This is a genomic window from Blastocatellia bacterium, from assembly GCA_016713405.1.
GTDB lineage: Bacteria > Acidobacteriota > Blastocatellia > Chloracidobacteriales > JADJPF01 > JADJPF01.
Map to the genome: position 1 here is coordinate 19,045 of JADJPF010000001.1, position 13,645 is coordinate 32,689.

Consider the following 13,645-nt stretch of genomic DNA (forward strand, 5'->3'; position numbering starts at 1 on the left):
GTTTGCATCTCCTATTTAGTTTTAAGCAATCCCGATTGACTGCAAACCTTGAACTGTTAAAACAGCTAAGATGTATCCAACGGCTGTATAAAAAACTAACTGTACTAAAGCTATTTTCCATGAGTTAGTTTCTTTGCGAACAATAGCAACCGTAGAAATACATTGTAGAGAAAAGAAAAAATAAATAATCAGCCCAATAATTGTAGCAGTAGTAAAAATAGGTTTATTATTAGCAGAAAATGTAGCCGAGCGCATTTGCTCAAGTAAGCCTTGTTGTTGAGTTTCTTCGTCTTCACCTGGTACATGAAAAACTATTGCCATAGTGCTTACAAAAACCTCTCTTGCAGCAAAAGCAGAAATTAAGCCTACACCAACTCGCCAATCAACTCCCATTGGACGTAAAACAGGCTCCATAACTTTACCAATTTGAGCAGCAAATGAATTATCTAACTCTGATTTAACAATCAAAGCAGGTTTGCTATTTGCACTAGCTAAATTATCTATAGGTTGTTGTGAACCTAAACCAAAATTAGATAATAGCCATAAAATAGCAGAAATTATTACAATCGGTGTTCCTGCTTTTTTTAAGTAAGAACTAGAACGTGACCAGGTTAAGAAAAAAATAGGCTTCCATTGAGGGATGCGGTAAGCAGGTAGTTCCATTGCAAGCATTGACAAACTTCTACGACGATAAGCTAGACGACCAACTAAGCCAGCAATTAATGCAGAGAGTAGCAAACTAGCAAAATAAATTCCTGCTAAAACTAGCCCAGCTTGCCAGGAAGAATCTGTTGGAAAAAGTGCTGCTAAAAGTAACGCATAAACTGGTAATCTTGCGCTACAACTCATTAAAGGCAGAATCCAAATTGTTAGCAAACGCTCTCGTTTTGTAGGTATAGCACGAGTAGCAAAAACAGCCGGAATAGCACAAGCAAAACCAGAAAGCATTGGAACAAATGAACGTCCATGTAAGCCTAAAGCTGATAAAGGACGGTCAACAAGTGCTGCTCCACGTGCTAGATAACCAGAGTCTTCTAGTAAAGTCATTAGAAAAAATAAAATAACAATTTGTGGAAAAAATACTGCTACTGCACCAACACCTTGAATTAAACCTTCTGCTAGAAATTTAGTGGCTATATTGTCACCTAAAAGTAAAATTGTTTGGTCGCTTAACCACTTAAAACCATTATCAATGCCATCCATAAAGGGCTGAGCTAGCCAAAAAATAGATGCAAAAAGTAAACTTAAAATAATAAAAAAAATAGGAAACCCTAAATATTTATTTAATACTAGTTGGTCAAAACGTGCTGTTAAACTATCTTGAAGACGTAAAGCTTGAGGATTTTTTTTAGTGATTACCTCATTATCTACCAATATTTTTCTAATAGCGTTATAAGCAGCAATAGGTTCATCTGACAAGCTTTGAAGAGGATTTTCTAAAATAGGATTATTAATAACTTTATGTAAGGTTTTAACTAGTTCTGCCGCGCCTTCTCCAGTGCGTCCATCTACTGCAATTACTGGTACTTTAAGAGATTTTGCTAGTTTTTCTATATCTAATGACTGTTCTAAGCGTGTAAGTAAATCTACCATTGTAACAGCTATTACCATTGGCTTTTGTTGACGAGCAGCAAATCCAGCAAATTTTAAGTGACGTTCCATTTGACTAGCATCAATTACTAATACAAAAGCATCAGGTTTAACTAATGGATGTTTACCTGTAAGAACTTGACAAGAGAGTTCTTCTTCTTGGGATGGGGAAAAAGGGCTATGAACACCTGGCAGGTCAACAATTTTAAGCACTTCCCCAAAGGCTGATTTGCTTTTTCCTTCAGATAAAGTCACCGTTACACCTGGATAATTAGCTGTATGAAAACTACCGCCTGTTAGAGCATTCATTAAAGTAGTTTTACCAGCATTAGGCATTCCTACTAAACAAACTGTTAAATCTTTTTTTTCACTACTACTTTTATCATTAGAAAGAGTTACTGAACCCATATCCAGGCCGCCTCCCGTCGTCTTAACGCTAGGCGTGTTCCACGTACAGAAACCACTAAAGGATCTCCAAATGGAACTGCTTGCACTACAGCCACTTCTTCTCCAGGTGTTAAGCCTAAGTCTAATAGACGTAAACAATCTTCATCAGGCCCATCTAATTTTTCAATGGCTCGCCACTCATTATAAGGTAAGTCCGTTAATCGCATACTTTTTCCCATAACCAAACTACTTATTTAATTTAATTACAAAGTCAAACAATATAATTTAGTTAGCTATTTGTCTAGTTAAGCTTGGATAAGAAAATGAAAATCAGTTTCATTTATTTTTATAAAAGAAAGGTAGAGTTTAATAAATAAACTGTCAATATCCCTTTCCTATAGAGTGATATAGAGCAATTAGGCTAATTTATTTGGATTATTTTATCTAGTTGTTTGACATAAGTTAGAGGGAAAACTAGAATGAAGCTATGAGTCGAGCAAAAAACATTCAACCTGTGACTGTAGAATTATTAAAAGAGAGTTATTTAGCAAAACAAATGGCTATAAGAGCGCGTTTAGCAGAGTTCCAAGCCATTTATAAAACAGCCGATGACATAAAATTATTTGAAGAGCTAGTTTTTTGTATTTTTACTGCTGGAGCTAGTGCGCGAATGGGTCTTAAGTGTATTGAAAAAGTACGCTCGGTTTTGTTAAATGGCTCGGAAAGCGATATTTTATTAGCAATTACAGGTTCTCATCTTTATGCAAGAGATCGTGCAGGTTATATTGTTCATACACGTAATTATTTACAGCAAGAATGTGGCTTAAAAATGCGTCAAAAGCTGGAAAGTTTAACTGATAAGGAAGCAAGGCGTGATTTTTGGGCATCTAACAAAGGTGTTAAAGGTATTGGTTACAAGGAAGCTAGTCATTTTTTACGTAACATCGGGTATACAGATTATGCAATTTTAGATAAACATATTTTACGTAGTTTGCATGAGTTAGCAGTAATTGATGATCCAAAACCACCAACGAACAAAAAAAAGTATCTTGCAGTAGAAAAGCTTATGCAAGAATTCGCAGAAACAATAAAAATAAACTTTGATGAATTAGACTTGTTACTTTGGTCTAATAAAACAGGTGAAATATTAAAGTAGCAACTAGGGGTCAATCTTAAAACAGGTGAGGTTAAGTTATGAAAAAACCAACTATAATAACTTCTCGTCTACTTACTAGCTTAATGGCAATTATTTTGATTTGTCTAACGGCTAGTTTTAGTTATGCTCTTGGTGCAGATAAGCAACTACGTAAGGCTCAACAAGAATTTGAGCAAGGTAACTTTGAGCGTGCAGAAACACTTTACCAAGAGATAATTAACAAAGATGCTAAAGACATAAAAGCTTATATTGGGTTAGGCCAAGTGTATTTAAAGGCAAGAAACCTGGTTGGAGCATTTGAAATAGGACTAAAAGCCTTAGAGCTAGACGCTAAACATCCTCGCGCACGTGCTATTGTTGGTATGGCACTTCTTAGGTCTGGTTATATAGATAAATCACGGGATCAGCTTCTTTATGCTTTACAACTAAATCATCGAGATGATTTAGCTTTAGCTGCAAGTGCTGAAATAGATCTTTATGAAAATAGAGTTTCAGAAGCTTATCAGAAATTAAAACAAGCAACAGATATACGCCCATCAGAAGGCGATCATTGGTTAGTTTTAGCTCGTGCTGCTTCGCGTCAAGAATTTTTTAAGGAAGCTGCCGAGGCATTAAGACAATTTCTACAAAACTCTCCTAAAACAGATGTAGACCGTCGAGAACGTATTGAAGGCGTAATTAGATTTTATACTTATTTAGGCGATACTCATTTATATCAAATTCGTGGTAAAACAGCTTCTATTCCACTAAAAATAAAAATACGTCGCCCACATTTAGAAATAAAAGTTAATGGAAAAGAAACACTTCGCTTTGTAATTGATACAGGTGCAGGGCTTTGTGTTATTTCGCCTGAAGCGGCTGCAAGAATAGGTGTAAAAGAAGTTGCTCGTGGAGGTGAAGCACGTGCTGTTGGAGGTGATGGAGCATTCCCTATTGTGTATGGGGTGATTGATGAAATGCAGTTAGGTGATATAAAAGTTTCTATGATTCCAACCTATATTCGCAAAGTTCATTCGCCAGCTAATGCTAAGGCTGAAGATATTGCTGATGGCTATTTAGGTCTTTCTCTTCTAAGTAACTTTTTGATGATGATGGATTATAAAAATGGTCAATTACAATTGGATATTAATGAAAATCCTACACAAGCAACTAGCAATATTGATGCTAATTCTACAATAGTTCCTTTTCGCACTACAGAAAGTGGTTTAATTAGCGTAGAAACTAAGCTTAATGACGAAGTGACATTAAATTTTATTTTTGATTCAGGGGCAACTAGCTCTGTAATTTCACATAACATTGTTGAGTCGCAAAAGTGGCAAGATAAAGTTGCTTCTGAGACAGTTAAAGTAGTAGGAGCAGCAGGTTTTGCAGACAATATTAAAATACTTAATGCAGGTAAAATTCAATTAATGGATTTAATTAGAGAAAATCTAAGAATGCCAATACTTAACCTAGCACGAATTAATGAGCAAGCAGGTTTTGACCAACAAGGAATTTTAGGCGGTGATTTTCTTTATCACTGCCGGATTTTGATAGATTTTCAGCGTCTACAATTAACATTAACTCCAAATAGTTCTTTACTGAAAAAAATTAAAGAAACTTCTGTGTCAGAAAAGGCTAAAGAGTGAAGTTAAGTTTATATTTAGAAACTTCTGTTGTAGGAGCTTATTTAGATAATGATGAGCCTTTTCGTCGTGATTTAACTATGCGTTGGTGGGAGCATGAGTTATCAAAATATAATGCTACAATTTCTTTGCTTGTAGTTCGTGAACTAGAAAGACTAGCTGAACCACATCGCTCAGCTTACCTTAATTTAATTAAATCCTTACCACAGTTGGATATACCAGATGAAGCAGCAATCTTAGCAGATGGTTATATTAGTAGAGGGATTTTTCATAGAAAATATATTGCAGATGCTTTACATGTAGCATTAGCCTCAGTTTATAAAATAGATTTTTTTGTTACCTGGAATTTTGGACATATTGCTAATATTCATCGCAAAGCAAGAATAAAGCTTTTTAACACGGCAGCAGGATTTTTTGTCCCAGAAATTGTCACCCCAGAGTTCTTAATTTTAGAGCCATTGGACGGGAAAAAATAATGTATAGACGACCTCGATTTTTAGCACAACTTCATACAATTCAAGAAGAAATGGCACGGGAATGTGATTATGATGTAGATCTTTTTGCTGAAATGATTCGACGAGGAACGCCACCTCTTCACGGGCCTAGCCGAGTAATTCGCGGTCAACGAGTCACTACACCAGGACGTAATACCAATAATTTTAATACCAATAATAATTCCTCAAACACTTAAAAACTACAATAGATCAAAAATAAATAATAATTTTTACTAAAAATTGTTTTACTAAAACAAATAATTTTTACTAAAAATAGTTTTACTATTGATCTACTTTATTTATAACAAGATAAAGATAACTGTTAATTTTGTTTTCCTGCTCCGTGACAATGGTTTGGAAATAATTTTACAGTTGGGTTAAACTCTGCTTGTTATTGGTAACTCTATATTTAATGATATTGAAACAATGCTAAACTCTCATTTTAATATTAAGCAAGCTAACCTCATTTTTGAAATTCCAAAAAACACAATTATTTTATGTCTTACTAATAGATCTAATGATTTTTAGTAGGAAATAGGAAAAATGTTTTTCTATTTAGTTAGGAGAAAATTTATTGATGAGTAAAAACAAAACAACTAGAAACTTAACTAAAAATTTAAAAAATAGTGATAATTTATCTACTTCCAACAGTGACCCTAATAATGATTCAGTTGTTGCAAATACCGATGTTAACGAAAGTAATTTTATAGAAATACCAGCCAAAAAAAGTGCTAGTAAAAAATCAAAAGCTGCTGATACCAAAGAATTATCCACAAGTGACAGTAATGCTAAAAATGACAAGACTTCAAAAACTGCTAGTTTAGGAGAAGGAAAACCTATGGTAATAAAAGGTAAAAAGAATCAAGCCAAAACTACGATGCTTGATAATAAATCAGTTAGTGAAGAGAACAGCGTTAAAGCTACAACATATCTTTTACCAATGGATTCTAATGGTGAAGATATTGTTACTAGTAATGAGCTACTGTCTTTGGATGCTCATTTTAACAAGTCATTATTAGAAGATTTTTCTCAATTTTTTTACGTAGAGCAGAAGAGCGTTATACCAAACATCTTTCTCCAGACCAATTAAGACGCAATATTGCAGAAATGTTAGCTTTTATTTCTCAACGTAAAAGCGGTGAAATCAAAATTCGTACTATTGATATGAGCAAAGCAGGTCTTGATTCTAATGAAGAATTAGTAGCTATAGAAACCTGCATGGAAGACCAACCTTTTATTGTTGATACTACTAAACTTGCTTTTGAAGAAATAGGACTAAGCATTGTTTATGCTGTAGCCTTACTAGTTCCCGTACAACGTGACTATGAAGGAAGACTCTTATCACTGCATCCAGATGATCCAAATATTCAAGTAGAGTCTGTCACCAGATTTATTTTGTCAAAAGTTAAACATTCTCAACGTCGAGAACTAGTCAAGGACTTACATAATCGCTTAACTTTAGCTAGAGCTACTACTACAGCTTTTCTAAGAATGAAAAAATTAGCTAGAGAAATTATTAATGAGTATCACTATTTAGGGCAAATTTACTCATCTCAAAAGGAGTCTTTCCGTCAAGTTTCTCAATTTTTAGGATGGTTATTAGAAGAGCATTTTGTATTTTTTGGGGTTTCATTCTATGAGCCTAGTCTGCTTAAAGACGCTAGCCTTGGGTGTGCTTATGCGTTAAATACAGCTAATAATAACTCTATACCTGTAGCAGAGCGATTTTTCCAACCAAATCACTTTAACCGAGATCGCTTTAGTGAAGGGGAATTAATTAAATTTCATAAGAGCAATATAGATTCTAAAATTCATCGTGCTGGCAGAGTGATAGATGTAATGCTTAGGCGATTTGATGATGCTGGAAACCCAATAGGTGGAGTTATCTTTCATGGACTGTTAACACAAAAAGCTATCACAACTACGGCTGGTTCAGTACCAATGTTTTCTGCTCGATTGGATACAATGTTAGCAGGAGAAGAAGTTGGGCCAGAAAATCATCGTTATCGTGCAATGAGAAAAGCTTTTGATGTAATTCCTATAAAATTCTTGCTAGAAACTTCTCCTAATGGCTTAAAGGATTTAGTGGCTGCAATTATCAAAGCTGAATCAACAGGAGAAGCTGTTGCTCAAGTTGTACTTAACCCAGACCAACAATCTATTTCAGCTTTTATGTTAGTTCCACAAGATGTATTTACAGATAATTTAAGAGAAAATCTGCAATCCACTTTAATTCAAAATACACAGGCTAACTATAGCCATAGACGTGTAACTAGCGGGTATGGGCGTTTAATAGGCTTATATTTTTATCTTGCAGGATGTGAAAATTTTGAACTAACAGCCGAAGAATTAGAAAATCAATTATTAGCTCTTTGTACTCCTTGGACAGACCAATTAGGTCAAGCTCTAAGGTTGCGTTATGATTTAGATACTGCTAAACACCTACAAAGCTATTTTGCTTTTGCCTTTCCTGAATCTTACCAACGTACAACCAGCCCAGAACAAGCTGTTAGAGATGTTGCATTGTTGGAAATGTCATTAAATACTAATGAGATCCGTTTTGATATTTTCCAAGAACCAGAAGATATAGCCCATAACCATGCTAGGCTAAGGCTTTATCATAAGATCTCTGAAAAGGGCGAGCTATTTCTTTCAGATGTTTTGCCTATCTTAGATCATTTTGGATTCCGGGTTATTGATCAAGAAGGTATTTTAATAGATTTAGAAGATGGTGCCCGTATGCAAATGGACACCTTTAGACTAGCTATTGATGGTAAAGTTGAACCTCTTTTTGATCGTAAAGCTTCTCTTGTTAATGCTTTACGTGCGGTTTTCCGTGGAGATATGAGCAATGACCCACTTAATTGCTTGGTTCCTCGTGCAGGGCTAAAATGGGAAGAAGTAGATCTACTTAGAGCCTATGTTGCTTATGCACTACAAATTAGACCAACACTGGCTAGAGAAGCTATTAACCGTGTTCTAACACAACGTTTTGAAGTTACTAGATCTTTAGTAGATTTATTTAACACAAGATTCTTGCCAGATGAAACTCGCAACCTAAATGGAGTTACTACTATTCGTACCAATCGAATAGAACATGCTAGAGAGCGGCTTCAAGATAAACTTCGCTTTATTCAAGATGCAACAGAAGATCGTATTCTAAAAGCTTTAGCAAATCTAATTGAATCTACTAGCAGAACTAATTTTTATCGTTTTGATAAAAAATCTCATTACATTAGTTTCAAAATTGATTGTGCTAAGTTGGATTCTGTTCCAGAACCAAGGCCAAAATATGAAATATTTGTTCATGCAACAACTGTTGAAGGTGTTCACCTTAGAGGAGGAAAAATTGCTCGTGGGGGACTACGTTGGTCAGACCGTTCAGACGACTACCGCACTGAAGTTTTTGGTTTAATGCGTACCCAAATGGTCAAAAATGTTCTAATTGTTCCATTAGGTGCTAAAGGTGGTTTTACCTTAAAGATGGAAAAACCTGGTCAAGATCGACGTGCTTTTGCAGATCAAATGTATGAAACCTTTATTCGTGGTCTTTTAGATGTTACTGATAACATTATTGAAGGCCGCCCTGTTAGCCCTCCTCAAGTTGTTTGCTTTGATGAACCAGACCCTTACCTTGTTGTTGCGGCTGATAAAGGAACTGCCCATTTATCTGATACTGCTAATCGTATTGCTCAAGAATATGGTTTTTGGCTAAGTGATGCTTTTGCTTCAGGTGGTTCTATGGGTTATGACCATAAGATTTATGCTATTACTGCTCGTGGTGCTTGGGCTTGCGCTCGCCATCATTTTTCATTTTTAGGAATTGACCCAGAAAAAGATGTAATTAGCGTTGTTGGTGTAGGCGATATGTCTGGAGATGTTTTTGGTAATGGAATGTTGCTTTCTCGTACTATTAAATTAGTAGGTGCTTTTGATCACCGACATATCTTTATTGATCCAAACCCAGATCCAGAGGAATCTTTTGTAGAAAGACAACGCCTATTTAATTTACCTAGATCTTCCTGGGTCGATTATTCAAAGAAAGTTCTTTCAAAAGGTGGTGGAGTTTTTTCCAGAACAGATAAAGCCATAGCCCTATCTCCAGAATGTAAACAACTTTTAGGAGTAGAAGAGGACTCTTTAGCTCCAGAAATTGTTATTCAAAAAATGCTCACTTTAGATGTTGATATGATTTGGAATGGTGGCATAGGTACATTTATTAAAGCTAGCGAAGAAGAACACGCTGCCGTGGGTGATCGAATTAATGATGTTTTAAGAGTTAACGCTAAAGATGTTCGAGCTAAAGTTATTGCTGAAGGTGGTAATTTAGGTTGTACTCAAAAAGCAAGAATTGAATATGCTCGTCATGGTGGGAGAATCAACACAGATGCTATTGATAATTCTGGGGGGGTTGACCTTTCTGACCATGAAGTTAACCTAAAGATATTACTTGCACCTCTAGTTGCTCAAGGAACACTTTCATTTAATGAACGCAATAATTTGATAAGAGAAGTTGCTGATGAGGTAGGGGACAAAGTAGTGGCTAATAGAGATGAAAATGCTGTGCTGCTATAGCTAGATCAGCGTCGTAGTAAAAAAGATGCTTCAGATTTTATGCGTGCTGCTAATTTCTTAGCAGAAGAATCGGCTGGAATACCTCCTCAAGAAGACTTTCCTACTAAAGGCAACCTATTTTCTAGAGGGGTGCAATATGGTTTATTTAGACCAGAACTTGCCAAATTATTGGCTTATATGAAAATGTATGTCTATACTGAATTACTTAAGTCAGATCCTTTACGTTTTCCTGATAATGATCTTTTGTTACATGAATATTTCCCAGAACTTGTTTCTAAACGTTATCAAGACGCGATTTCAAGACATTTATTGTTACGAGAACTTTTAGCTACTTTACGTACTAACCAAATTATGGCGTTTGCAGGTTCAACATTTTTCCCAGATTTAATAATGGAAACTAACCGTTCTGTGTCTGATGTTGCTATAGCTTACTCTTTAGCTGCTCATTGGTTAGGGGCTGATAAATTACGTGCGCAAGTTTTTGCTGCTGAAAGTGTACCTGCGGATGCTCGTTATATGGCAATTATTGCTATTGAAGACAGTTTACGTGAGGCTACTAGTTGGTTATTACACTTTTTACCAGGTGAACTACTTTGGAAACGTGCTTCTGCTCTAAATCGCTCTCATGTTGCTTCAACACGTGTTGTTGCTCGTACTTCTTCCCGTTTAGACTCAACATCTAAAATCTCCAATTCGCTTTCTATAGTTGAATATGATAGCGCACTTCACTCTTTAAGAGAAATATTACCTAAAGCTGCCTTTAATGCTTGGAATCGAGTTGATACAGATTTTAGTAAGCTTCAAAGCCTGGGATTTGATTCTCAATTAGCTAGTGATATTGCTTTTACTAGTCAGTGGCCTAAAGTGTTTCCAATCGCTGAACTTTGTGAACGTTCACGTATGCCTGTTGCTGATGTTGCTACTACTTATTTATCTTTAGGGCAACTTACACATCTTAATGCTTTATTATTACGTATTAGCCGACAACCAGCAGCAGACTCTTGGGAAGCTTTAGCACTACGTTCTTTAAGAGCAGCCCTTTTAAGAATTTTACAAGACTTTGCCGCTAAATTACTTAGCTTCCGCGCACAGCCTGAAGAAGTTCTCTCTCGCTATCCTGTCTTTATGTCAATTGCTGATGATATTTCTCGCGCACAACCTAATCCTGAAGCAGCAGTTTCAGTTTCTACTTTAGTAGTTGTTTCTGAAAAACTGCGGAAAGCTTTGGATTCTATTTCTTTTGATTCTTCTTCTTTCTCTTAATTTTAACTTTTTCTTTACTTCTCTTTTTTGTTTCTTTTAGCTCTTCCTTAACAAAGGAAGAGCTATTTTTTATGGTTTAAAAATAAAAAAGCAGAACTCCTAGAAGTTCTGCTTTTTTATTAACGCTTTTTGGTAGAGGTTTTATCTAAAAGTGGTACATTGAGCATTCATTCTAGTAGTTTGACCAGTACTGAAGGTATTCATACAAGAATCATCAGTATAATCCATAAAATTGGTTATTGGGTCATTGCCTGCAATATTTCTGCAAGAATTACGACCAGTAGGACAACCATAAGCTGGGCTTTGTTCTGCTGGTGTATCTGCTACTGCATCACCACCGCTTGTAGCATTCCTACAACAGCCACCTTGGAAAGTGTGGAATAAACCAACCCAGTGACCAACCTCGTGTGTTCCTGTATCACCTAGGTTATATGGTGCTGCAGTTCCACCTGGTAAAGATGCGTTTAATAATACTACGCCATCATCTTTAGGGTTGCTGTTGTAGCTAGATGGGAAGGTTGCATATCCTAATATTCCGCCACCAATATTGTTACAGTAGATGTTAAGGTCAGCTTTTCCGCCTACACGTAAAGCATTTTTCATTTGTGTTTGAGCAGTTGTTCCTGGGCCTGCTGTATACCAAGTGTTATTTGCTGTAGTGTCAGTGCTAACTAAATTAAAAGAAAAACCTGTTGAAGCAAAAGCAGAGTTTAATACATTGATTTGATTTTGAATTTGAGTAGCAGTTACAGCACCGGCACCTGTTGTGCTAGTAATTGTATGCCAGAAAACATTAAATGTTCTTGGTGCTTGTGGAGCTATTCCACCATTAGCTTCTACTAAAGCTGCAAATTTGGTTTGGAAATCTTTTTCGGCTGCTTCCATTTTTTCGGCAGACATATGTGAACCACAACGACGGCCACTTTCAACGAAAGCACGTTGATTTACAAACTCAACACCGCCAATTAGGAATGGCACGTTTTCAGTAGGATCTTGCATTTCAACAGAAGGTTGATTATCTAGGCTTGGGCCTTGTGCATTTGGGGTTGCTTGACTGTTGTTTGCTAAGAAGAAAGCTCCTGTTAAGATTACTGCCATTAGGATTGCTACTATTCTAAACTTTGTCATTTTGATTTCCTTTTCTAATTTGCTAGTTTAATTTTTGATTTAATTTGATTTGTGCCTTTATCTATATCAACATCCGTGCCACAAATTAGAAAATTATTTTTACAACAAAAATTGGGGAAATATATATTAAGTATACATTTAATATTTTTAGAAAGATTTAATGTTTTATAAATAGGAAAAATAATTAGATAATTGTTTGATAATCAGTTAGTTAGTTGTTATTTTTATATATTTTATTGGAGACTTTTTTCTTAATAAATTTAGTATTATATGATTTTAAATTATTTAATAATTATTTTTTATCTTCTTTGCTACAAGTGCTTAATTTTGTAGAAGTTGGATACCTAGTATTCATTAAAAAATAGTTGTTTTTGATAACTTATTTATTCACTATAAATTAGCAACTGTTAACTTAATTTATGTATGTGTCAATTTGCTTTACAAAAGCAAAAAGGACAAGCTATTAGCTTGTCCTTTTTGTAACTAATTTTTAAGTTAAATTTATCTAAAGGTAGTACATTGAGCATTCATTCTAGTAGTTTGACCAGTGGTGAAGTTGTTCATACAAGAATCATCTACATAATCCATAAAGTTTGTAATAGGATCTAAACCAGCAATGTTTCTACAAGTATCTCGACCAGTAGGACAACCATAAGCTGGGCTTTGTTCTGCTGGTGTATCAGATACTGCATCACCACCGCTTGTTGCATTCCTAGAACAGCCACCTTGGAAAGTATGGAATAAACCAACCCAGTGACCAACTTCGTGAGTTCCTGTATCACCTAGGTTATATGGTGCTGCAGTTCCACCTGGTAAAGATGCGTTTAATAATACTACGCCATCATCTTTAGGGTTGCTGTTGTAGCTAGATGGGAAGGTTGCATATCCTAATAATCCACCACCAATATTGTTACAGTAGATGTTAAGGTCAGCTTTTCCGCCTACACGTAAAGCATTTTTCATTTGTGTTTGAGCAGTTGTTCCTGGGCCTGCTGTATACCAAGTGTTATTTGCTGTAGTGTCAGTTCTAACTAAATTGAAAGAAAAACCTGTTGAAGCAAAAGCAGAGTTTAATACATTAATTTGATTTTGGATTTGAGTAGCAGTTACAGCACCAGCACCTGTTGTGCTAGTAATTGTATGCCAGTAAACATTAAATGTTCTTGGTGCTTGTGGAGCTATTCCACCATTAGCTTCTACTAAAGCTGCAAATTTGGTTTGAAAATCTTTTTCTGCTGCTTGCATTTTTTCAGCAGACATATGTGAACCACAACGACGACCACTTTCAATAAATGCTCTTTGGTTTACAAATTCAACACCGCCAATTAGGAATGGCACATTTTCTGTAGGATCTTGCATTTCAACAGAAGGTTGATTATCTAGGCTTGGGCCTTGTGCATTTGGGGTTGCTTGACTGTTGTTTGTTA

General features: G+C 35.6%; 11 protein-coding genes. 7 read left to right on the plus strand and 4 right to left on the minus strand.

Annotated elements, in window-relative coordinates; all coding sequences use genetic code 11:
* Positions 1 to 21: 21 nt before the first annotated feature.
* Together IPK14_00095 and IPK14_00100 are read right to left on the minus strand one after the other, a co-directional pair.
* Positions 22 to 1,998, minus strand: a complete 1,977-nt coding sequence (locus IPK14_00095; protein MBK7991844.1) for a ferrous iron transporter B — start codon at positions 1,996 to 1,998, stop codon at positions 22 to 24.
* On the minus strand, positions 1,986 to 2,204 hold the full coding sequence (locus tag IPK14_00100; GenBank protein MBK7991845.1) for a ferrous iron transport protein A: 219 nt from the start codon (positions 2,202 to 2,204) through the stop codon (positions 1,986 to 1,988). The genes IPK14_00095 and IPK14_00100 overlap by 13 nt, the downstream gene beginning before the upstream one ends.
* Before the next feature lie 260 nt (positions 2,205 to 2,464).
* Here IPK14_00100 and IPK14_00105 point away from each other — a divergent pair, with 260 nt between their 5' ends.
* The 7 genes from IPK14_00105 to IPK14_00135 all read left to right on the plus strand — a co-directional run bounded on the left by IPK14_00105 (position 2,465) and on the right by IPK14_00135 (position 11,090).
* On the plus strand, positions 2,465 to 3,133 hold the full coding sequence (locus IPK14_00105) for an N-glycosylase/DNA lyase (GenBank protein MBK7991846.1): 669 nt from the start codon (positions 2,465 to 2,467) through the stop codon (positions 3,131 to 3,133).
* A gap of 38 nt (positions 3,134 to 3,171) precedes the next feature.
* Positions 3,172 to 4,761, plus strand: a complete 1,590-nt coding sequence (locus tag IPK14_00110) for an aspartyl protease family protein (GenBank protein MBK7991847.1) — start codon at positions 3,172 to 3,174, stop codon at positions 4,759 to 4,761.
* Positions 4,758 to 5,234, plus strand: coding sequence for a PIN domain-containing protein (locus IPK14_00115; GenBank protein ID MBK7991848.1), 477 nt, complete (start codon positions 4,758 to 4,760; stop codon positions 5,232 to 5,234). Before IPK14_00110 ends, IPK14_00115 begins: the two co-directional genes overlap by 4 nt.
* Entirely contained in the window at positions 5,234 to 5,449 is a 216-nt protein-coding gene (locus IPK14_00120; protein ID MBK7991849.1) for a hypothetical protein, read from the plus strand. The genes IPK14_00115 and IPK14_00120 overlap by 1 nt, the downstream gene beginning before the upstream one ends.
* A 380-nt stretch (positions 5,450 to 5,829) precedes the next feature.
* Entirely contained in the window at positions 5,830 to 6,342 is a 513-nt protein-coding gene (locus IPK14_00125) for a hypothetical protein (protein ID MBK7991850.1), read from the plus strand.
* 17 nt (positions 6,343 to 6,359) lie between these two features.
* Entirely contained in the window at positions 6,360 to 9,827 is a 3,468-nt protein-coding gene (locus IPK14_00130) for an NAD-glutamate dehydrogenase (GenBank protein ID MBK7991851.1), read from the plus strand.
* Positions 9,828 to 9,866: 39 nt separating this feature from the next.
* Positions 9,867 to 11,090, plus strand: a complete 1,224-nt coding sequence (locus IPK14_00135) for an NAD-glutamate dehydrogenase (protein ID MBK7991852.1) — start codon at positions 9,867 to 9,869, stop codon at positions 11,088 to 11,090.
* 141 nt (positions 11,091 to 11,231) lie between these two features.
* Here IPK14_00135 and IPK14_00140 read toward each other — a convergent pair whose 3' ends face one another.
* Together IPK14_00140 and IPK14_00145 are read right to left on the minus strand one after the other, a co-directional pair.
* Complete coding sequence (locus IPK14_00140) at positions 11,232 to 12,089, minus strand: zinc metalloprotease (GenBank protein ID MBK7991853.1); 858 nt, start codon at positions 12,087 to 12,089, stop codon at positions 11,232 to 11,234.
* 630 nt (positions 12,090 to 12,719) lie between these two features.
* On the minus strand, positions 12,720 to 13,577 hold the full coding sequence (locus IPK14_00145; protein ID MBK7991854.1) for a zinc metalloprotease: 858 nt from the start codon (positions 13,575 to 13,577) through the stop codon (positions 12,720 to 12,722).
* Positions 13,578 to 13,645 lie beyond the last annotated feature (68 nt).

What these genes read in the sequence shown, in the direction of transcription:
- IPK14_00095 (MBK7991844.1), bottom strand. Translation starts at nt 1,998, where the DNA reads ATGGGTTCAGTAACTCTTTCTAATGATAAAAGTAGTAGTGAAAAAAAA.
- IPK14_00100 (MBK7991845.1), bottom strand. Translation starts at nt 2,204, where the DNA reads ATGCGATTAACGGACTTACCTTATAATGAGTGGCGAGCCATTGAAAAA.
- IPK14_00105 (MBK7991846.1), top strand. Translation starts at nt 2,465, where the DNA reads ATGAGTCGAGCAAAAAACATTCAACCTGTGACTGTAGAATTATTAAAA.
- IPK14_00110 (MBK7991847.1), top strand. Translation starts at nt 3,172, where the DNA reads ATGAAAAAACCAACTATAATAACTTCTCGTCTACTTACTAGCTTAATG.
- IPK14_00120 (MBK7991849.1), top strand. Translation starts at nt 5,234, where the DNA reads ATGTATAGACGACCTCGATTTTTAGCACAACTTCATACAATTCAAGAA.
- IPK14_00125 (MBK7991850.1), top strand. Translation starts at nt 5,830, where the DNA reads ATGAGTAAAAACAAAACAACTAGAAACTTAACTAAAAATTTAAAAAAT.
- IPK14_00130 (MBK7991851.1), top strand. Translation starts at nt 6,360, where the DNA reads ATGTTAGCTTTTATTTCTCAACGTAAAAGCGGTGAAATCAAAATTCGT.
- IPK14_00135 (MBK7991852.1), top strand. Translation starts at nt 9,867, where the DNA reads ATGCGTGCTGCTAATTTCTTAGCAGAAGAATCGGCTGGAATACCTCCT.
- IPK14_00140 (MBK7991853.1), bottom strand. Translation starts at nt 12,089, where the DNA reads ATGCAAGATCCTACTGAAAACGTGCCATTCCTAATTGGCGGTGTTGAG.
- IPK14_00145 (MBK7991854.1), bottom strand. Translation starts at nt 13,577, where the DNA reads ATGCAAGATCCTACAGAAAATGTGCCATTCCTAATTGGCGGTGTTGAA.